17 protein-coding genes and 2 tRNA genes are annotated in these 18,304 nt (G+C 62.2%); 6 read left to right on the top strand and 13 right to left on the bottom strand.

All coding sequences use genetic code 11. From position 1 onward, the window contains the following. Positions 1–45: 45 nt before the first annotated feature. Both AACG97_RS10900 and AACG97_RS10895 read right to left on the bottom strand, forming a co-directional pair. A complete protein-coding gene (locus tag AACG97_RS10900; protein ID WP_197886199.1) occupies positions 46–2,406 on the bottom strand; it encodes a DNA polymerase II in 2,361 nt (786 codons plus the stop codon). A gap of 107 nt (positions 2,407–2,513) precedes the next feature. Continuing rightward, positions 2,514–4,622: a TonB-dependent receptor family protein gene (locus AACG97_RS10895; protein WP_197886200.1), complete on the bottom strand. Its 2,109-nt coding sequence runs from the start codon at positions 4,620–4,622 to the stop codon at positions 2,514–2,516. Between the two features lie 152 nt (positions 4,623–4,774). Here AACG97_RS10895 and AACG97_RS10890 point away from each other — a divergent pair, with 152 nt between their 5' ends. Next, positions 4,775–5,017, top strand: a complete 243-nt coding sequence (locus AACG97_RS10890; RefSeq protein WP_009682781.1) for a DUF1654 domain-containing protein — start codon at positions 4,775–4,777, stop codon at positions 5,015–5,017. A gap of 79 nt (positions 5,018–5,096) precedes the next feature. Here AACG97_RS10890 and AACG97_RS10885 read toward each other — a convergent pair whose 3' ends face one another. The 5 genes from AACG97_RS10885 to AACG97_RS10865 form a co-directional block, all read right to left on the bottom strand. Beyond that, a complete protein-coding gene (locus tag AACG97_RS10885) occupies positions 5,097–5,879 on the bottom strand; it encodes an EAL domain-containing protein (RefSeq protein WP_225785617.1) in 783 nt (260 codons plus the stop codon). A gap of 87 nt (positions 5,880–5,966) precedes the next feature. Further along, positions 5,967–6,392 (bottom strand): hypothetical protein, encoded by a 426-nt coding sequence (locus AACG97_RS10880; RefSeq protein WP_009682779.1) that lies wholly within the window; start codon positions 6,390–6,392, stop codon positions 5,967–5,969. Between the two features lie 97 nt (positions 6,393–6,489). Then, positions 6,490–7,059 carry an SPOR domain-containing protein gene (locus tag AACG97_RS10875; RefSeq protein WP_029884966.1) on the bottom strand — a complete coding sequence of 190 codons (570 nt, stop codon included), beginning with the start codon at positions 7,057–7,059 and terminating at the stop codon, positions 6,490–6,492. A gap of 132 nt (positions 7,060–7,191) precedes the next feature. Continuing rightward, a tRNA-Val gene (locus AACG97_RS10870) sits at positions 7,192–7,268 on the bottom strand. Positions 7,269–7,423: 155 nt separating this feature from the next. Next, a tRNA-Val gene (locus AACG97_RS10865) sits at positions 7,424–7,500 on the bottom strand. Positions 7,501–7,701: 201 nt separating this feature from the next. On the opposite strand from AACG97_RS10865, the gene AACG97_RS10860 reads away from it, so the two are divergent. Beyond that, a complete protein-coding gene (locus AACG97_RS10860; RefSeq protein ID WP_009682777.1) occupies positions 7,702–8,985 on the top strand; it encodes an NAD(P)/FAD-dependent oxidoreductase in 1,284 nt (427 codons plus the stop codon). 113 nt (positions 8,986–9,098) lie between these two features. Here AACG97_RS10860 and AACG97_RS10855 read toward each other — a convergent pair whose 3' ends face one another. Then, positions 9,099–9,830, bottom strand: coding sequence for a peptidase C39 family protein (locus tag AACG97_RS10855; protein WP_197886203.1), 732 nt, complete (start codon positions 9,828–9,830; stop codon positions 9,099–9,101). Between the two features lie 166 nt (positions 9,831–9,996). On the opposite strand from AACG97_RS10855, the gene AACG97_RS10850 reads away from it, so the two are divergent. After that, on the top strand, positions 9,997–10,176 hold the full coding sequence (locus tag AACG97_RS10850) for a hypothetical protein (protein WP_009682774.1): 180 nt from the start codon (positions 9,997–9,999) through the stop codon (positions 10,174–10,176). A 52-nt stretch (positions 10,177–10,228) separates the two neighbouring features. On the opposite strand, the gene AACG97_RS10845 is transcribed toward AACG97_RS10850, so the two are convergent. Continuing rightward, on the bottom strand, positions 10,229–10,981 hold the full coding sequence (locus AACG97_RS10845; protein ID WP_009682773.1) for a TerC family protein: 753 nt from the start codon (positions 10,979–10,981) through the stop codon (positions 10,229–10,231). Between the two features lie 28 nt (positions 10,982–11,009). Further along, the gene (locus AACG97_RS10840; RefSeq protein ID WP_197886204.1) at positions 11,010–11,249 is read right to left on the bottom strand and encodes a hypothetical protein; all 240 of its coding nucleotides are present in this window, start codon (positions 11,247–11,249) and stop codon (positions 11,010–11,012) included. 133 nt (positions 11,250–11,382) lie between these two features. Here AACG97_RS10840 and nhaR point away from each other — a divergent pair, with 133 nt between their 5' ends. Together nhaR and sstT are read left to right on the top strand one after the other, a co-directional pair. Next, positions 11,383–12,276 (top strand): transcriptional activator NhaR, encoded by an 894-nt coding sequence (gene nhaR, locus AACG97_RS10835; protein ID WP_009682771.1) that lies wholly within the window; start codon positions 11,383–11,385, stop codon positions 12,274–12,276. 129 nt (positions 12,277–12,405) lie between these two features. Further along, positions 12,406–13,617: a serine/threonine transporter SstT gene (sstT, locus tag AACG97_RS10830; RefSeq protein WP_009682770.1), complete on the top strand. Its 1,212-nt coding sequence runs from the start codon at positions 12,406–12,408 to the stop codon at positions 13,615–13,617. A gap of 348 nt (positions 13,618–13,965) precedes the next feature. On the opposite strand, the gene AACG97_RS10825 is transcribed toward sstT, so the two are convergent. After that, on the bottom strand, positions 13,966–14,961 hold the full coding sequence (locus tag AACG97_RS10825; RefSeq protein ID WP_029887815.1) for an IS110 family transposase: 996 nt from the start codon (positions 14,959–14,961) through the stop codon (positions 13,966–13,968). A gap of 545 nt (positions 14,962–15,506) precedes the next feature. Between AACG97_RS10825 and AACG97_RS10820 the strand changes: the two genes are divergently transcribed. Further along, the gene (locus tag AACG97_RS10820) at positions 15,507–16,154 is read left to right on the top strand and encodes a YceH family protein (RefSeq protein ID WP_009683178.1); all 648 of its coding nucleotides are present in this window, start codon (positions 15,507–15,509) and stop codon (positions 16,152–16,154) included. A 4-nt stretch (positions 16,155–16,158) separates the two neighbouring features. On the opposite strand, the gene AACG97_RS10815 is transcribed toward AACG97_RS10820, so the two are convergent. Together AACG97_RS10815 and ahpF are read right to left on the bottom strand one after the other, a co-directional pair. After that, the gene (locus tag AACG97_RS10815; RefSeq protein ID WP_009683179.1) at positions 16,159–16,347 is read right to left on the bottom strand and encodes a hypothetical protein; all 189 of its coding nucleotides are present in this window, start codon (positions 16,345–16,347) and stop codon (positions 16,159–16,161) included. Between the two features lie 309 nt (positions 16,348–16,656). Then, positions 16,657–18,234 (bottom strand): alkyl hydroperoxide reductase subunit F, encoded by a 1,578-nt coding sequence (gene ahpF, locus AACG97_RS10810; protein ID WP_115293876.1) that lies wholly within the window; start codon positions 18,232–18,234, stop codon positions 16,657–16,659. Positions 18,235–18,304: the final 70 nt, after the last annotated feature.

Raw genomic sequence — 18,304 nt, 5'->3', positions numbered from 1 at the left:
TGTGCAGGTTCAGGGCATGCCGACGGCTAGCTATCTACTACCCGTTCAGAACAGCAGCAGTTGATGGTCGATCAGCCGCGCGAAGTCGTCGCCGACAAAAGGCAGGATGGCATCAGCCACCGGCTGCAACTGCCGGCTGATGTAATGATCATGGTCGATGGGGGCTTGCAGGTTTTCCAGCGGCTCTGGGCCTGCGGTGGTGATCACGTAGCTGATCCAGCCGCCGCGCTGGTATTGCAGCGGGCGGCCCAGGCGCTTGTTGTAGTCGTCGGCCAGGCGTGCGGCACGCACATGGGGCGGGACATTGCGCTGATAGTCGGCCAGGGGTCGCCGCAAGCGCTTGCGATAGACCAGCAGCTCGTCGTTCTCACCCGCCAGCGTGCGCTGTACATAGTCACACAGGTAATCACGGTACGGCTCACCACGAAACACGCGTGCGTAGAGTTCCTGCTGAAACTGCCGGGCCAGCGGTGACCAGTCGGTGCGCACCGATTCCAGGCCCTTGAACACCATTTCTTCTGTGCCATCAGCCCGCTGCCTGAGCCCGGCGTAGCGTTTCTTGCTGCCCTCGTCGGTACCACGGATGGTGGGCATCAGGAAACGCCGGTAATGCACCTCGAACTGAAGCTCGAGGGCGCAATCCAGGTCCATGCTTTCGCGCAGGTGCGTTTGCCACCACTGGTTGACCTCGGCCACCAGCTCGCGACCGATGCGCACCGCGTCTTCCTCGGCATGGGCCCCCTTGAGCCAGACGAAGGTGGAGTCGGTATCGCCATAGATCACGTCGAAACCCCGGGCCTCGATCAGCGCCCGGGTCTGGTGCATGATCTGGTGCCCACGCAAGGTGATGGACGAGGCCAGCCGGGGGTCGAAGAAGCGGCAACCGCTGGAACCCAGCACACCGTAGAACGCGTTCATGATGATCTTCAGTGCCTGGGACAACGGCGAGTTACCCTCGCGTTTGGCCGCCTCCCTGCCCTGCCACACACGCTCGACGATGGCCGGCAGGCAATGCTGGCTGCGGGAAAAGCGCCCGCCACGGAAACCCTCCACCGAGTGCTCATCGTCAGGACGGTGCAAGCCTTCCACCAGGCCCACCGGATCGATCAGGAAGGTGCGAATGATCGAGGGGTACAGGCTTTTGTAATCCAGGACCAGTACCGAGTCGTACAAACCTGGGCGCGAGTCCATGACGAAGCCGCCGGGGCTGGCTTCGTCCGGCCGGCTGCCCAGGTTGGGCGCCACGTACCCCAGGCGGTGCATATGCGGAATGTACAAGTGGCAAAACGCGGCGACCGACCCGCCGCTGCGGTCCACCGCCAGGCCGGTAACCGATGAGCGTTCCAGCAGGAACTCGAGCAGGCGGGTGTGGGCGAAGATCCGCGTCACCAGCTCACAGTCCTTCAGGTTGTACCGCGCCAGGGCCGGTTTGTCTTCGGCGAAGCGCCGGTTGATTTCGTCCATGCGCTGGTAGGGTGTGTCGATGGCTTTGCCTTCGCCGAGCAGCGTCTGGGCGACGTTTTCGAGGCTGAACGATGGGAAACTCCAGGTGGCCGAGCGCAGCGCCTCGATGCCATCGATCAACAAGCGCCCCGGGGCGTCGGCGAATACGTGGCCACCGCCGCCCTGGCTTCGCAAGGTCATGGCTGCGCCTCTGCGCCCCAAGGCCAGCGCTACCTGCAACGCCTTGGCGTGCTCATGCAGCACGCGCAGGTCGAACTGGATCAGGTTCCAGCCAATAATCGCGTCGGGGTCGTGCAGCGCCATCCACTGGTTCAGGCACACCAGCAGCTCGGCGGGGTCGGCGCAGTAGTGCAGATCGAAGTCCACCCCCGCCGGGTCGCCGTTGGGTTTGCCAAGCATGTACACCTGACGCTGGCCACAGCCCTCCAGGGCAATGCTGTACAACTCCCCACGCTCGCTGGTTTCGATGTCCAGCGACACCAGGCGCAGCGGTGGGCGGTAACCTGCCAGCGGCCTGAGCTGAGCTTCGCAGAGCACGCCCTGTGCATCAGGCTTGCCAGTGAACTGCACGGGGGCGGTGATGAAGCGCTCCATCAGGTAGCGTTCGGGCGGGCGAATGTCGGCTTCGAAAACGTCGATGCCGGCGTTGCGCAGGCGTTGCTCCAGTTGCATCAGCTGCCGGTGCTGGCGGCAATACAGCCCCATGACCGGGCGCTGCTCGAAGTCCTTCAACTGCAAGGGCTTGAGCTGTACACCTGGCTCTTTGGCCAACAACACCCGGGCATGTTCAGCCTGCGCCAGCGGGATGAAAGCCACCGAGTCCTGAGGGGCAAGGCGTAATTGCCGGGGCCCCTGATCGGTAGCCAGCCAGAATTCCACGCAGGTCCCTTCGGGCGTGTCATGCCAATGCCGGGTCAGGACGAAGCCCTGCTGCAATTCCACCGCATCTCCCTCTGAAGCGTATGATCAGGTGCTGATTCTATCGCTACCGGCACTGCCAGCGGTGGCTGGGCAGCCGCTGCAGGCGCCACCCGACCCCTTGTAGCCCGTCACTGGAACCGGTACGCCAAACCCGCCCCCGCGTACCATGAGCGCCCAGGCGCGGCCTCGTAGTAACGCCCATTGCTGTCGCCGACGATCACCGACCCTACATATTGCCGGTCGAACAGGTTGTCCAGGCGCACCAGCTGGTGGAATGTCCACGGGCCGACATGCTGCTCGAAGCGCGTACGCCAATTGAACACGGCATAGGCCGGCGCCGCCTTGGCAGCGTTGCTGTCGTCGACATACACCTTGCTGCGGTACTGCCCTTCCAGGCCCATGCTGACCGCCGCCACCGGCTTCCACAGCACCTCGCCATACAGGTTGTCCTGGGGCACACCTGGCAGGCGGTTGCCACGTGCGATGGCCTGGCTGACGTTTTCGGCATAGCGCGCGTCGGTGCGGGTGTACACCACAGTGGCCTGCCACTGGTCGTTCCAATCCTGCTGCAGGCGGGCCTCGAAGCCACGCCGAAGGGTACGCCCGGCATTGCGATAGCTGGTTCGGCCGTCCGTCGCACGGTCCACGACAATTTCGTCTTCGGTCTGGATCTGGTAGACGGCGGCGTCCAGCCGCGTGCGCTCGCTCAGCCGGTACTTCAGGCCCGTTTCATACTGCATGCTGGTGGCAGGCTCGAGCCCGAAGTTGAAGCGTTCGTCCGCTCCCGGTGCATAGGCCATCTCGGCCTGCGTGGGGGTTTCGAAGCCTTTGCCGACACTCACGTAACCACGCAAATCAGGGGTGAAGGCGTACATCACAGACAGCGAAGGGGTGGCTTGCTGATACCGTTTGGAGCCGCTGGCGTCACCGTTGGCCAGGTAATGGTCATCGACGCGCATGTTCATGCTGCTGTAGCGCAAGCCCAGCTCGCTGGTCCAGTTACCGATTTCCCAGTGCGCCTGCAGGTAAGGGTCCAGGCTGGTGGCGGTGTCCTGCTCGTCACGTCGCAACTCGCCTTTCACACCCAACTGGTCAGCGCTGAAGTTCTGGTAGCCACGGCGGTCATCCTTGCTCTGGTCGTAATCGGCGCCAAGGGTCAGGGTGAGATTGCCGGGCACCTGGGCAACCGGCTGGATCCAGCGCAGCGTACCGCCCTGGAACTGCCGATCGAAGTCGACCACGCCACCCCCGCGCTGGCTGTTCGAGACCACCGTCTTGGGAATGGACAGGTACTGCACCACCCGGCGCTGCCCGGCGTACAGGTTCAGCTGCAACGTGGCGTCACCTACGTAGCGCTCATAGTTCATGCCCAACTGCTGGTGGTCGATGCTCTTGCGCGTGTCATAGGTTTGCGCCACTGCCGCGCTGGAGCGCGGGTCGTGCTTGTAGGCTTCCCAGGTCTGCCCCAGAGGGTCCTGGGTGCCGTTCTGTTCCAGGCTGCTGTAGATCAGTGCCAGGCGCGATTCGCTATCCGGCTTGAAATGGACCTTGCCGAAGGTCTGGTCACGGCGCGCCGCGCTGTGGTCACGGTAGCCGTCGGTGTCCATGCGCGACGCATCCAGCAGGAAACCGGCCGTGTCGTTACCGCCCTCGGCGCTCAGGTGGTTCTTGTTGAAACCGTCGCTGCCGAAGGTGGTTTCGGCACCTATCTGGGCAGGGCCCTGGCCGTCGCGGCTGAACATCTGGATAACCCCACCGGCGTTGCTGCCGTACAGGGTGGCGGCCGGGCCGCGCAACACCTCGATTCGCTCGGCCACATCCAGGTTGAGCGTGGCCGCTTGCCCTTGACCGTCGGGAGTACTGGCCGGGATCCCATCGCTGATCAGCTTGATGCCCCGCACCCCGAAGGCCGAGCGGGCGCCGTAGCCTCGCGAAGAAACCTGCAGGTCCTGGGCGTAGTTCTGGCGGTTCTGCACCACCAGCCCTGGCACCTTGCCCAGCACTTCCGACAGGTTGACGCCCAACTGGCCGTCAGTGCCACGGGACAAGTCGATAGTATCGACCGAGAACGGCAGGTCGAACGTACGGGTGGGCAGGTAGGCACCGCTCACCACCAGCGGCTCGATCACCACGGCGGTGGGGGCATCGGCCCAGGCATCGTCAAGCGCACCAAAGTCGCCGGCAATCAGCAGGACCAGGCCTGTAGAGGTAGGAAAACGAGAAAGAAATCGATACATGCGCAGCTTCCGAAAATGACCGCCATTACACCAGACCCGCACCGACAGTGCGAACCCTCTGGCCAGCCTCGCCGGATTTTCCCTGACAAGCTGTTGCGAAATTGCTTACGCTGAAATACTGTACGCACATACAGCACAACAAGGATATTCCTGTGTCCAGCACCGCCTCCGCCACCCCAAGCAGCTACGTTCAGCTGGGTGTTCGCATCCAGAAGATAATCAACAGCCCCACCGCCCAACGCAGCCGCGCCGCGCTGATCTTCCGCCTGGAACAGGAAAGCCCGGACGACTGGGAAACCCTGCTCGGGGAAATTGCCGAGAACGACAACGTCACCCTTGCCCACCGTGACGATGGCGGCGTGCAGATTTTCTGGACGGTGCCGAAGGAAGACTGACCAGGCATGAGCGCTGCGCTTTTCGCTGCTACCGGCCTGCGCCTGCTGTGCCGCCCAGGGGAGCACCATCAGGTCAAGGTCAAGACAGCCGCTCAAACAACGGCAAACCATTCACCTGCGGCCGAGCGAATAGATACCCTTGCATAAAATCAATTCCCAGCGCCGCCAGTGCTTGGCACTCTTCGTCAGTCTCGATCCCCTCGGCAATCAGCGTAATGCCCAACCGCTCGGCCACCAATACGATACCGGCGACGATGGCTTGGCGAACCACATCCTGGTTGACTCCCCGAGTGAGAGCCATATCCAGCTTGAGCACAGCCGGCTGAAATTCTGCGAGCAGATTCAGCCCTGAGTAACCCGAGCCAAAATCATCTATTGCAGTGGTGAAGCCCTGTCGCTCGTACTCCTTGAAGATCGACTTCAAGTGCTCGGTGTCCTCGATCCGCTCGCCTTCGGTCACTTCGAACATCAGCAGATTGGCGGGGAAGTCGAATGTGACTGTGGCCTCCAAGGTAGCCCGGATGCAGGTGCTGGCACGGTAGACGGCATTGGGCAGAAAATTGATGCTCAATTTACAGTCTTTCTGGCGTCCCAAGCCCAGACCAGCCGCTTGCTCGATGGCCTTCACGCGGCAGGCCTGATCAAAGCGGTACAGGTTGTCGGGAGTTACCTTGGCCAAAATTTGCGCAGCGCTTTCACCGTTCACACCGCGAACCAGTGCCTCGTAGGCGAACGGCCTGCCTGAAGGCACATGGATTATGGGCTGGAACGCCATGGTAATGTCGAAACCAAGGCTAGCGAGGTCACGACATTGGGAGCAGCCAATCGCTAGAAAGGGCTGGGGGGACACTGGCTTGCTCATGGGCTATGTCGAGGTCACGGAGTATGGCGGTTCAGAATGCTTGAATCTGCATCTTATGCCAAGTCAACCTCAAGGCTTGCGGCTGAACTAACGAAGTGCCTGCAGGTAAGCGCTGGCCTCGCGATAGCGCGCCAGCCGCGCCAGGTCGGCAGGGCCTGGGCAGGGAATACGCGAAAGGTCACTGTTGTCGGCCAGGTCAGCCAGTTTGACCGTGCGCGCCAGCGGGTCGTCGCCCAGGCGCACGACAAAGTCCTGATAAGCTTCGCCTTCACGCCGGCTGAGCGCCAGCAGGGCTGCGAGAATTTTCAGCGCGAAGCCCTCCCGCGCCAGGTCGGAGAGGGTCAGCGGGGTATCCTCGATCACATCGTGGAGCACCGCAACAATGCGCTGTTCCGGTGTGGCAACCCGCAGCATCACACGTAAAGGGTGAAGGATATACGCCGCCCCACCCTTGTCGTATTGCCCTTCATGCGCCCTGGCGGCCACGGCTATGGCCCGCTCCAGTGTCGACATCAGGCGCCCCCCATTTCAGCGTCTCCCTACCCAAGCATAGCCAATACTGGGCGCAAGGTGCCTATCATGCGCCTTGGGAGCGGGTTGGCCGCGCAGGTCAGCGCGCTGCGCCGTGCTGGATGACCACCGAGTCGGTGCCCAATTTGGCCATGACTTCGTCGCGGCGGGCCTGCGCCTCTTCGCGAGTAGGGAACGGCCCCATCAGCACCACCGGCTTGCCATCGCGGTATTCCACCGACGACGGGATGCCCTTTTCGATCAGGCGGGCCGTCATGTCGCTGAGCGCGCCCATGTTGGCGCCCTGCACCACCTCCACATCCCAGCCTTCGGGTGCCGGCTGGTCGGCCAGCGCTTCGGCGCGACGCTGCAGGTCGGCACCGCCGCACAGTTCGCGGATACGCAGGTTGTTGCCGGTCTCGTCCACGATAATGTCGTACTGGCCATCGCGCTTGAACGCCACGTAGCTGCGGTAGGCCTCGTACTGCCCGGCATCGTCCTTGCCACGGACCTGGCCGCAGATGGTGCCCTGGGTGTCGATCCGCACGTTGCCGAACTTGGCCGTTTTGGGGTTGTGCAAGTGTTCAGCCACCTGCTTGTGCACGCCCTCGACCTCGTTCTCACAGCCCGCCAGGGCGAGCACTGCCATTACTACAGCCAGTTTACGCACGCATGTACCTCCCGTTTCGAAGGGGCGGATTCTAGCATGCTGCGCGCTGGCCGAAGCGTGACCAAAGGTTACAGGCTGCTTCACGCGCACATGCAAAAAGGGCGATCATTGCTGATCGCCCTTTCTGGAATTTGGTAGGCACAATTGGACTCGAACCAACGACCCCCACCATGTCAAGGTGGTGCTCTAACCAACTGAGCTATGTGCCTGTCGTGTGGTGCGCATCTTAGTGATCAAGTGCGCGCCTGTAAAGCGTTTTTTTCAGAAAAATCAAAAACTTTCGCAGTTTCCCGGTGTTGCAGCCAACCGCCGGAAAAACCAATGAAAAAAGGGGTGACCCTTGCGGATCACCCCTTCTTCGATTTGGTAGGCACAATTGGACTCGAACCAACGACCCCCACCATGTCAAGGTGATGCTCTAACCAACTGAGCTATGTGCCTGTCGTGTGGTGCGCATTCTACGCAATTGGAAAAGCCTGTCAACACTTTTTTTCGCGCTAAGCTACTGAATCTAAACCTCTTTATAGAGAAGGGTCGCTTGCGACTGTGTGAGGGATTTTCAACAGACGACTAGCGGGTGTTTATTATTATTGATAGCATCGCTACATTCGTTAAAAATATAAAACACGAGGTTCCTGCAGCATGGCTAACACCCCCTACCCCCAGTCCTACTACGCCGCCTCGGCCAACCCGGTGCCGCCACGTCCGGCGCTGCAGGGTGAGGTGGAAACCGATGTATGCATCATCGGCGCCGGCTACACCGGCCTGTCCAGCGCCCTGTTCCTGCTGGAGAACGGCTTCAAGGTGAGCATCGTCGAAGCCGCCAAGGTCGGCTTCGGTGCCTCGGGCCGCAACGGTGGCCAGATCGTCAACAGCTACAGCCGCGACATCGACGTGATCGAACGCACTGTGGGCCCTAAACAGGCCCAACTGCTGGGCCACATGGCCTTCGAAGGCGGGCGTATCATTCGCGAGCGCGTGGCCAAGTACAACATTCAGTGCGACTTGAAGGACGGCGGCGTTTTCGCCGCGCTCACCAGCAAGCAGATGGGCCACCTGGAATCGCAAAAGCGCCTGTGGGAGCGCTTCGGCCACAACCAGCTGGAGCTGATGGACCAGAAGCGCATCCGCGAGGTGGTGGCCTGCGACAGCTACGTCGGCGGCATGCTCGACATGAGCGGCGGTCACATCCACCCGCTGAACCTGGCGCTGGGCGAAGCAGCAGCGGTCGAGTCGCTTGGCGGCATCATCTATGAGCAAACCCCGGCCGTGCGCATCGAGCGCGGCGCCAACCCCGTGGTGCATACCCCACAGGGCAAGGTCCGCGCCAAGTTCATCATCGTCGCTGGCAACGCCTACCTGGGCAACCTGGTGCCAGAGCTGGCCGCCAAATCCATGCCATGCGGCACCCAGGTGATCACCACCGAACCCCTGGGCGAAGAGCTGGCGCGCACCCTGCTGCCGCAGGACTACTGCGTGGAAGATTGCAACTACCTGCTCGACTATTACCGCCTGACCAGCGACAAGCGCCTGATCTTCGGCGGTGGCGTGGTGTACGGCGCACGTGACCCGGCCAACATCGAAGCAATCATCCGCCCGAAGATGCTCAAGGCCTTCCCGCAACTGAAGAACGTGAAAATCGACTACGCCTGGACCGGCAACTTCCTGCTGACCCTGTCGCGCCTGCCACAGGTAGGTCGCATCGGCGACAACATCTATTACTCCCAGGGGTGCTCGGGCCACGGCGTGACCTATACCCACCTGGCGGGCAAGGTGCTGGCCGAAGCCCTGCGCGGCCAGGCCGAGCGTTTCGACGCCTTCGCCGGCCTGCCGCACTACCCGTTCCCAGGCGGCCAGATGCTGCGCGTGCCGTTCAGCGCTATCGGTGCCTGGTACTACAGCCTGCGCGATCGCCTGGGCTTCTGATGTAAACAGACCTGGCCTCCTCACGGCTGAACCCGCTCCTCCATGGCGCTGTGCGATGCGCACACGCTCCGTGGAGGGTCGGGTCTACCCGCGAAAAGCCATGCTGGGAACAATCATTTGTGCAGGCTGTTCACCGCCTGCTTCGCCGCGATTTCCTGCCCCGCCCGCGCCAACTCTTCCGCCGCCTGCAACCAGCGTTGCCTATCCACTTCAGCCGGCAATTGCCCTGGCGGTTGCACCAGCACTGCCCAACTGCCCTGCTCGGCCCACGCCGAAGCGAACGCGTCGAATGCCATCATGTGCCGGCGGTGCATGCCCGAGCGCAGCAGTACCCGCTGCTTGTAGCGGTCATAACCGATCAGCACCGAATAGCGCGGCTCGCCCCACCAGGCGGAACCGTCTTCGTAGCGCAAGAGTACCGGGTTGCCCGCCGCCACTTGGGTCAACAGCGCATCCAGTTGCTTGTCCAGGCGGTACACCACCATGCCGTAATCCCGCGCCACGCTAGGGATGGCGGTACCCAGTGCGTCGGCACCCTGTGGCAGGTTCAGGGGCTTGTCCAGCAGCCCCGGGGTAATCGGTGCCCCCTGTTGCGACAACACTGCTGCCAGGGCCATGGCGCCGCTATGGTTGGCGTTGCCCCGGTAGAACGGCACGCTGCTGATTTCGACCCGTTGCGGCAGGCCTTTGAGATTGGCGGGCGGCGCGCTGGCACAGCCCGCCAGGCTGGCTGCCACGATGAAGGCCGACAGCAGCCGCCGGGCGCTCTTGAAGGAGGATTGCTGCATGGACACTCGCTTGTTCCAACGCCGGGCAGGCAGCGCCCAGCTCTGGCCACTGATCATAGGTCCGACGACGGCGCGGGTATAGTCCGACAGCGGCTTGGAGCGAATCGGACTCAGAGATAGACCTTTGTTCGATGGAACGTCCCAGGCGAAAGGCTAGACTAAAGCAGTGTCTGGAACGCAAACGCCGGTCAATCTGGCGTTTGCCGCAGCGATGGAGGCACAGATGAGCCTGACCCTGGCAATCCTCATGCTGGTCGGCATGTGGCTGAGCGTCGCAGCCGCCATGCTATGGGGTGTACTACGTATCGTGCGGCGTCATGCACAGCCCAATCAACAACCGCCGCAGGTGCCGGCCAAAACCCGGCACGTACAGCGCGCACGGCGGCCTGCGGGCGTGCACTGACCGTGCAGCATTCAGCAGCCAAACGGGGCGCAAAGCGCCCCGCTGCCCACCGTCAATGCTCAGCTGCCTCACGCTTGAGCCGCGCCCTGCGTGCGAGAATGTTGAGGATCTCGATCGCGGTGGAGAACGCCATCGCAGCGTACACGTAGCCTTTGGGCACATGGGCACCAAACCCTTCGGCAATCAGCGTCATACCGATCATGATCAGGAAGCCCAGGGCCAGCATCACGACTGTCGGGTTGTCGTTGATGAAGTTGGCCAGTGGGTCGGCCGCGACCATCATCACGATCACGGCAGTGATGACGGCGATGATCATGATCGGCAGGTGCTCGGTCATGCCCACGGCGGTGATGATGCTGTCTACCGAGAACACGATATCCAGCAGCAGGATCTGGAAGATCGCCGCAGCGAAGCCCAAGGTCACCGTGGAGCCCACCTTGGCCTCTTCCTTGGCACCGTGCGGGTCGACGTTTTCGTGAATTTCCTTGGTAGCCTTCCACAACAGGAACAGGCCACCCGCAATCAGGATCATGTCTTTCCACGAGAACGCATTGCCGAACACTTCGAATACAGGGTCGGTCAGCTGGACGATCCAGGCCACCGTGCTGAGCAACGCCAGGCGCATGATCAGGGCCATGCTGATGCCAATGCGTCGCGCCTTGGAACGGTACGCCACCGGCAACTTGTTGGTCAGGATCGAGATGAAGATCAGGTTGTCGATGCCCAGTACGATTTCCATGGCCACCAGCGTAGCCAGGGCAATCCAGGCGGTAGGGCTAGCGGCGAGTTCCAGCAGATATTCCATTGTTCACATCCTGCAACGGCGGTTGGGGTCAGATTTCCTGGCTTTTTTCGTTCTTTTCAGCTTGCACGGGCTTCTGCCCTTCACTGCCAATGGCTTCGCTCAGCGCCCGCTGGGCGGCCTTGTTGGTGTCGTCGATGGCCTGCTTGGCCGATTGAGCAGCTTGGTCGAGCATCTGCTGGGCGGACTTCTCGGCCTGGTCGCAACCAGCCAGGGCAAACATCGCCAGGGCCAGTACCAGCGGCGTGCCGATGGATTTCAAGTGCAGCATGGGTTCCTCGCTTGTGGTGACTTCAGCAGCGCACGAGGCGCCTGATAACGAAGGATTCTAGACACGCCGATACATCAGGAAAATTCGTATTTTCAACGGTTATACTTCGGGTTTTACGAATCGGGAAAACAGCGTGCTCAACTACCGCCAGTTGCACTACTTCTGGGCAGTGGCCAGGACCGGCAGCATCGCCCGCGCCAGCGAACAGCTGAACCTGACCCCGCAAACCATCAGCGGGCAAATCAGCCTGTTTGAACACACCTACGGCCTGGAGTTGTTCCAGCGCGTGGGGCGGCAGCTGGAGCTGACCGAAACCGGCCGCCAGACGCTGGCTTATGCCGAACAGATGTTCCAGCTTGGTGGCGAACTGGAGGCCATGCTGCGCGCCGGGCCACAGGAGCAGATCCTGTTCCGCGTGGGCGTAGCCGATGTGGTACCCAAGTCCATCGTCTATCGCCTGCTGGCCCCGACCATGGAGCTGGACGACGTGCTGCGCATCAATTGCCGCGAAGACAAGCTCGAACGGCTGCTCGGCGACCTGGCCATCCAGCGCCTGGACCTGGTGATTTCCGACAGCCCCATGCCCAACAACCTGGATATCAAGGGCTACAGCCAGAAGCTTGGCGAATGCGGCCTGAGTTTTTTTGCCACCCCTGCATTGGCCAAGCGCTACCCGGGTGCCTTTCCTGCCTGCTTGCAGGACGCCCCCCTGCTGATTCCCGGCCAGGAAACCGTGGTGCGCAGCCGCTTGCTGCGGTGGCTGGGCGAGCAGCAGGTGCAGCCCCGCATTGTCGGCGAGTTCGATGACAGCGCATTGATGCAGGCCTTCGGCCAGTCGGGCAGCGGCATCTTCGTTGCACCCAGTGTGATCGCCGAGGAAGTGTGCCGACAGTACGGCGTGCAACTGATCGGGCAGACCGAGGCCGTGCATGAGTCGTTCTATGCCATTTCGGTGGAGCGCAAGGTCAAGCACCCGGGGATCGTGGCGATTACCGAGGGGGCACGGCGAGAGCTGTTCCACTGGTGACCGGGCTGGTTCGCACGGCCTCGCCTGCATTCGCTTGCGGGGCGGCACTGGCCGCGAAACGTGCCGGGCCGCCCGGCAAGGCTCTGTGCTAAAGTCCCGCCCTTTACAGAATCCGAGATAACGCTGCACATGACCTCTGTTTTCCGCCTCCTCAACCGTACCAGCCTGGTGACGCAGATCGTCATCGGCTTGCTCGCCGGTATCGCCCTGGCCCTGCTGGCCCCCAGCGTGGCCGGCGACCTGGCCTTCCTCGGCAAGGTCTTCGTCAGTGCCCTCAAGGCAGTGGCACCTGTACTGGTATTCATTCTGGTCATGGCTTCGATCGCCAACCACCGGCATGGCCAGGAAACCCACATTCGCCCGATCCTGTGGCTTTACCTGCTGGGCACTTTCGCCGCGGCATTGGTGGCCGTGATCGCCAGCACGCTGTTCCCCTCATCATTGGTGCTCAGCACCGGCGAAGCCACGCTCAGCGCACCGGGCGGCATTACCGAGGTACTGCAGAACCTGTTGCTGAGCGCGGTCGACAACCCGATCAACGCCCTGCTCAACGCCAATTTCATCGGCGTGCTGACCTGGGCCGTGGGCCTGGGCGTGGCCTTGCGCCATGCGGGCGACACCACGCGCACCGTGGTCGAGGACCTGTCCAACGGTGTCACCCTGATCGTGCGTGTAGTCATCCGCTTTGCCCCGCTGGGCATCTTCGGCCTGGTCAGCGCGACCTTGGCTCAATCCGGCCTGAACGCCTTGCTCGGCTACCTGCACCTGCTGGCAGTGCTGATCGGCAGCATGCTGTTCGTGGCGCTGGTGATGAACCCGCTGATCGTGTACTGGAAAATCCGCCGCAACCCGTTCCCGCTGACCTTGCTGTGCCTGCGCGAAAGCGGCATCACCGCGTTCTTCACCCGTAGTTCGGCGGCCAATATCCCGGTCAACCTGGCACTGTCAGAGCGCCTTGGCTTGCATGAAGACACCTATTCGGTGTCGATCCCGCTGGGTGCCACCATCAACATGGCCGGTGCGGCGATCACCATCACCGTGCTGACGCTGGCCGCAGTGCATACCCTGGGTATCCCGGTCGACCTGCCGACAGCGTTGCTGCTCAGCGTGGTGGCAGCCGTCTGTGCCTGCGGTGCCTCCGGCGTGGCAGGGGGGTCGCTGCTGCTGATTCCGCTGGCGTGCAGCCTGTTCGGCATCCCCAGCGAAATTGCCATGCAGGTGGTTGCGGTGGGCTTCATCATCGGGGTGTTGCAGGATTCGGCGGAGACCGCGCTGAACTCCTCCACCGATGTGCTGTTCACGGCCGCGGCGTGCCTGGCTGAAGAGCGGCGTAGCGTCTAATGTCGGTCAGTCAAGCGATTGGGGCCGCTTTGCGGCCCATCGCCGGCAAGCCGGGCTCCCACAGGAGCAGTGCAGACCTCAAGCTTAGCGCGGTCCTGTGGGAGATTCTATGGTTCCTGGCAAGGGTAGCCGGAGCATCTTCAGCGCCTGTGAGATCGAGCGCCGCCCGCGCGGCGCAATCGCGAGCTGCGCTCGCTCCTACGTTTGTTTCGGGCCAGTAACGCCTGTGACAGGCGCGCGCGGCCGCCTTGTTTGTACGGCGCGATATTGAGGCATGCACCAAGGCGTTCGCGCGCGAATCCCACAGGAATAATTGGCCCGAAACAAACGTAGATACTCTGTTGGCGGTCAAGCTTTTCTGAGGTGTTCAGAGCTGAAAAGCTTGGCCGTATCAAATGGCTCATCTCCGCTCATGCACGCCCAGATGCCTGTCAGGTACTTGCGCATGACAGCGGCGATCGCTTGCATTTTTTTCTTGCCCCTGCTGATCAGCGACTCATAAAAAGCCTTCGCATAAGGATCGCAGCGCACCGCCGTCAGCGCAGGCATGTACATGGCTGCCCGTAAATAGGCATTCCCGCTTTTGCCGAGCCGACCAGGTTTATCAATGCTTGTTCCAGACTGTGTCTGTCGAACATCAAGGCCAGCATGACGAGCGACCTGAGAGGACTTGAGCGTTTCGGGCAGCGTGGTCAGCTCAGCCAGGGCGGCCAGCGCCGAGACCTCTCCAATCCCAGGGCCTGCGAGGAGTTGCTCGTACTGTCGAGTTAGCCTTGGACATTGGGCGATTAACTCGCGCCCTGCCTTACGAAAGCGCTCGATTCGATTACTTAGTGAAGCAATCTCTTCTTCTTGATCCTCGATCAACATCGAGGCAGTCGTGGCGGTCGCCTGCAATGCATGCAGCTCGTTCTTCGCCCTGATACGGTGTCCCACCAAACGATTGATGTGCCGGCCAAGGCCTCTGAGTTCAAGCTGTACAGTGCTTGGAGGTGTCCACAAACGCGGGGTCATACGCTCCCCGTACTCGGACAGCAGCTGAGCATCTATTGCGTCAGTCTTGCTGTTCACCAGCATCAGTTTGGCGAAGTTGTGGAAGCTCTTGGGGTTGATCACGGAAACAGGTAGGTCAGCAGCGTGCAGCTCAATGGCCAAGTCCAGGTAATAGATCCCGGTCGCCTCCATCACGATCGACGTAGGCTTGAGCGCCTGCAGCTTTTTCACCGCAGCCTTGCGACCGGCAGGGGTTTGAGCGATATCCCACTGACCGGCAGTGCGGCCATCTTTACGCACCCCAACGACCGAAGTCCGTGAGCCGATATCGAGGCCAACCCAGACACTCATTCTTCCCTCTCCCAAGCGAATTAGGTAACAATGGCCTCCGGTTCCCCGACCTCGAACTTCATGCCGCTGCAACCTTGTAATGCGAAGTCCGACTTGTCGGCTTCTCGATACTCTTCGTGGTGGGCAATGAGGCGGGGGGCCTCTCTACGTACAAGGTCAGGGGCAAACCCTGCCTTCAGGAGCGATCGGCCTCCCCGGAAGTGCTTCTTCAGCCTGACGAGAATAACTTCTCCCGCCAGGCCAGTCACAACATACAAGGAGCGAGCGCAGCTCGCGATTGCGCCGCGCGGGCGGCGCTCGCTCTAACAGGCGCTGCCATACCTTGTGGCAAACACCTGTCAGCCCTAAGGCGATCCCTGTGGGAGCTGGCTTGCCGGCGATGGGCTGCATCCCCGCGTCTTGACTGACCGGCATTCGGCGTAGCGCCTGATTTTCTTCGGGCTGCTGGCCGGAGCGGGCTCACCCGCTCTCACCAGCAGCCGCAATTGCCTTACACGATGGCATTACCTACCCTAGTGGCCTTTCCCCAGTAATGAGACAGGGCCATGTCAGAATACGAAACCGCCGGTGAAGGCCGCTTGAGCAGCACCGAGATCCGTGTCCTCGGCGCGTTGATTGAAAAGCAGGCCACCAGCCCGGAGAGCTACCCGCTGACCCTCAACGCCCTGGTCCTGGCCTGCAACCAGAAGACCAGCCGCGAGCCCGTCATGAACCTTACCCCAGGCCAGGTCGGCCAGGCCTTGCGCAACCTTGAAGCGCAGGGCATGACCCGCCTGCAGATGGGCAGCCGCGCCGATCGCTGGGAGCAGCGGGTGGACAAGGCCCTGGAGCTGGTACCGGCGCAACTGGTGCTGATGGGCCTGATGTTCCTGCGCGGCCCGCAGACCCTCAACGAACTGCTGACCCGCAGCAACCGCCTGCATGATTTCGACGACACCGAGCAGATCCAGCACCAGCTGGAGCGCCTGATCTCGCGCAACCTGGCCTTGCACCTGCCACGCCAGGCGGGCCAGCGCGAAGACCGTTATACCCATGCGTTGGGCGACCCGGCGGAGATCGAGGCGATTCTTGCTGCACGTCAGCAGGAGAGCGGCCAGCGCAGCAGTGGCAGCAGCGTGTCGGAGGAGCGTATTGAAGCGCTTGAAGCCCGCATCGCAGCGCTGGAAGCGCGCCTGGCAGACTTGGAAGGCTAGGCGGTCACGGCTCGGGGTCGGGGAAGTTGCGGCAGCTTTTGCGCTCGGCCAGCTCCCGGTCGCTGGGGCGCTGGTCGATGAATACGGTGCGACCGTCGGCGTAGATTTCCAGGTAACCCCAATGCAGGTCCTGCTCCGTCTGGCCGGGCTTGGGCGGGACTAGCCACCAGGGTTCGCGGCTGATCAGCGTCATGATACGGCTTCCTGAGGGTGGATGCCGTAAGCATAGACAGCCTGGGTTTGATGCCTTGCGAGTGCTGGCCTTTTCGCGGCTAGAGCCGCTCCTGCAAGTACGGCGGCAACTCCAAGCCAGCGCAGGCCCTGTGGGAACGGGCATGCCCGCAAACACCGGCGCAGCCGGTGCCAGACACCGGCGCAGCCGGTGCCAGACACCGCGTCGCCTGCTTCGCGGGCTTGCCCGCTCCTACAGGTGAATCGCGCAGGCTTTTCAAATTTTGAGAAAGACAGTTGCTCCGCCTTCGAAGGCAGGGCCAGCCCAGGCTTACGCCGGTGCCGAGGTCCGGATCAGGTGGTCGAAGGCCGCCAGCGAAGCCTTGGCCCCCTCACCCACCGCAATCACGATCTGCTTGTACGGCACGGTGGTCACGTCCCCCGCAGCGAACACCCCTGGAATGCTGGTCTGGCCCTTGGCATCGACAATGATCTCGCCGCGCGGTGACAGCTCGACGGTACCTTTGAGCCAGTCGGTGTTCGGCAACAGGCCAATCTGCACGAAGATGCCTTCCAGCGCGACTTCATGCTGCTCGTCCGTGGCGCGATCCTTGTAGCGCAGGCCAGTGACTTTCTCGCCGTCGCCAAGCACCTCGGTAGTCAGTGCACTGGTGATCACTTTCACGTTAGGCAAACTGTGCAGCTTGCGCTGCAACACCGCGTCGGCGCGCAGTTGGCTGTCGAATTCGATCAGCGTCACCTGGGCAACGATACCGGCCAGGTCAATGGCAGCCTCAACACCCGAGTTGCCACCACCAATCACCGCCACGCGCTTGCCTTTGAACAATGGGCCGTCGCAGTGCGGGCAGTAAGCCACGCCACGCGCGCGGTATTCCTGCTCACCCGGCACGTTCATTTCACGCCAGCGGGCACCGGTGGCCAGGATCACAGTCTTGGCCTTGAGCGATGCGCCGCCCGCCAGGCGCACTTCATGCAAGCCGCCGTCGGTGGCCGGAACCAATGCTTCGCCGCGCTGCAGGTTCATGATGTCGACGTCGTACTGCTTGACGTGCTCTTCGAGTGCAGTCGCCAGTTTTGGCCCTTCGGTTTCCTGCACCGAGATGAAGTTCTCGATGGCGAGGGTGTCGAGTACCTGGCCACCGAAGCGCTCGGCAGCCACGCCGGTACGAATGCCCTTGCGCGCTGCGTAGATGGCAGCCGCCGCGCCAGCCGGGCCACCGCCCACAACCAGCACATCGAAAGCGTCCTTGGCGTTGATCTTCTCGGCCTGGCGCGCACCGGCGCTGGTGTCGATCTTGCCGAGGATTTCCTCCAGGCCCATGCGCCCCTGGCCAAACAACTCACCGTTCAGGTAGATGCTCGGTACTGCCATGATCTTGCGCGCTTCCACTTCACCCTGGAACAGCGCGCCGTCGATGGCCACGTGGCGCACGTTGGGGTTGAGCACGGCCATCAGGTTCAACGCCTGGACCACGTCCGGGCAGTTCTGGCACGACAGCGAGAAATAGGTTTCGAAGGTGAATTCGCCTTCCAATGCCTGGATCTGTTCGATCACTTCGGCACTGGCCTTGGAAGGGTGGCCGCCGACTTGCAGCAGTGCCAGCACCAGCGAGGTGAATTCGTGGCCCATGGGTATGCCGGCGAAGCGCAGGCTGATACCTTTGCCATCGGCGCCAGCACCCGGGCGGCTCAACGAGAACGAAGGTCGACGCGCATCGGTGCCGTCCGCGCTGAGGGTAATGAGTGTGGACAAGCTGGCGATCTCCACCAGCAGGTCATGCAATTCACGGGACTTCGCGCCGTCGTCGAGGGAGGCAACGATCTCGATCGGCTGGGTGACCCGCTCCAGGTAGGTTTTCAGTTGCGATTTAAGCGTGGCGTCCAACATACGGGCGATTCCTTCTTCAATACTCGGATACAAAAACGCCCAGGCGAGGTCGCCCGGGCGTTTGACGGGG

This window comes from Pseudomonas sp. Nvir, assembly GCF_963778085.1.
GTDB classification, from domain to species: Bacteria; Pseudomonadota; Gammaproteobacteria; order Pseudomonadales; family Pseudomonadaceae; genus Aquipseudomonas; species Aquipseudomonas juntendi.
This window is presented reverse-complemented; position numbering and strand designations above follow the sequence as displayed.

Bases quoted from the DNA above. Each gene is read 5' to 3' on its own strand.
- ahpF (WP_115293876.1), bottom strand. From the start codon at position 18,234: ATGTTGGACGCCACGCTTAAATCGCAACTGAAAACCTACCTGGAGCGG.
- AACG97_RS10825 (WP_029887815.1), bottom strand. From the start codon at position 14,961: ATGAGTGTCTGGGTTGGCCTCGATATCGGCTCACGGACTTCGGTCGTT.
- AACG97_RS10860 (WP_009682777.1), top strand. From the start codon at position 7,702: ATGGCTAACACCCCCTACCCCCAGTCCTACTACGCCGCCTCGGCCAAC.
- AACG97_RS10895 (WP_197886200.1), bottom strand. From the start codon at position 4,622: ATGTATCGATTTCTTTCTCGTTTTCCTACCTCTACAGGCCTGGTCCTG.
- AACG97_RS10855 (WP_197886203.1), bottom strand. From the start codon at position 9,830: ATGATCAGTGGCCAGAGCTGGGCGCTGCCTGCCCGGCGTTGGAACAAG.
- AACG97_RS10885 (WP_225785617.1), bottom strand. From the start codon at position 5,879: ATGAGCAAGCCAGTGTCCCCCCAGCCCTTTCTAGCGATTGGCTGCTCC.
- AACG97_RS10845 (WP_009682773.1), bottom strand. From the start codon at position 10,981: ATGGAATATCTGCTGGAACTCGCCGCTAGCCCTACCGCCTGGATTGCC.
- AACG97_RS10840 (WP_197886204.1), bottom strand. From the start codon at position 11,249: ATGCTGCACTTGAAATCCATCGGCACGCCGCTGGTACTGGCCCTGGCG.
- AACG97_RS10880 (WP_009682779.1), bottom strand. From the start codon at position 6,392: ATGTCGACACTGGAGCGGGCCATAGCCGTGGCCGCCAGGGCGCATGAA.
- AACG97_RS10820 (WP_009683178.1), top strand. From the start codon at position 15,507: ATGTCAGAATACGAAACCGCCGGTGAAGGCCGCTTGAGCAGCACCGAG.
- sstT (WP_009682770.1), top strand. From the start codon at position 12,406: ATGACCTCTGTTTTCCGCCTCCTCAACCGTACCAGCCTGGTGACGCAG.
- AACG97_RS10815 (WP_009683179.1), bottom strand. From the start codon at position 16,347: ATGACGCTGATCAGCCGCGAACCCTGGTGGCTAGTCCCGCCCAAGCCC.
- AACG97_RS10850 (WP_009682774.1), top strand. From the start codon at position 9,997: ATGAGCCTGACCCTGGCAATCCTCATGCTGGTCGGCATGTGGCTGAGC.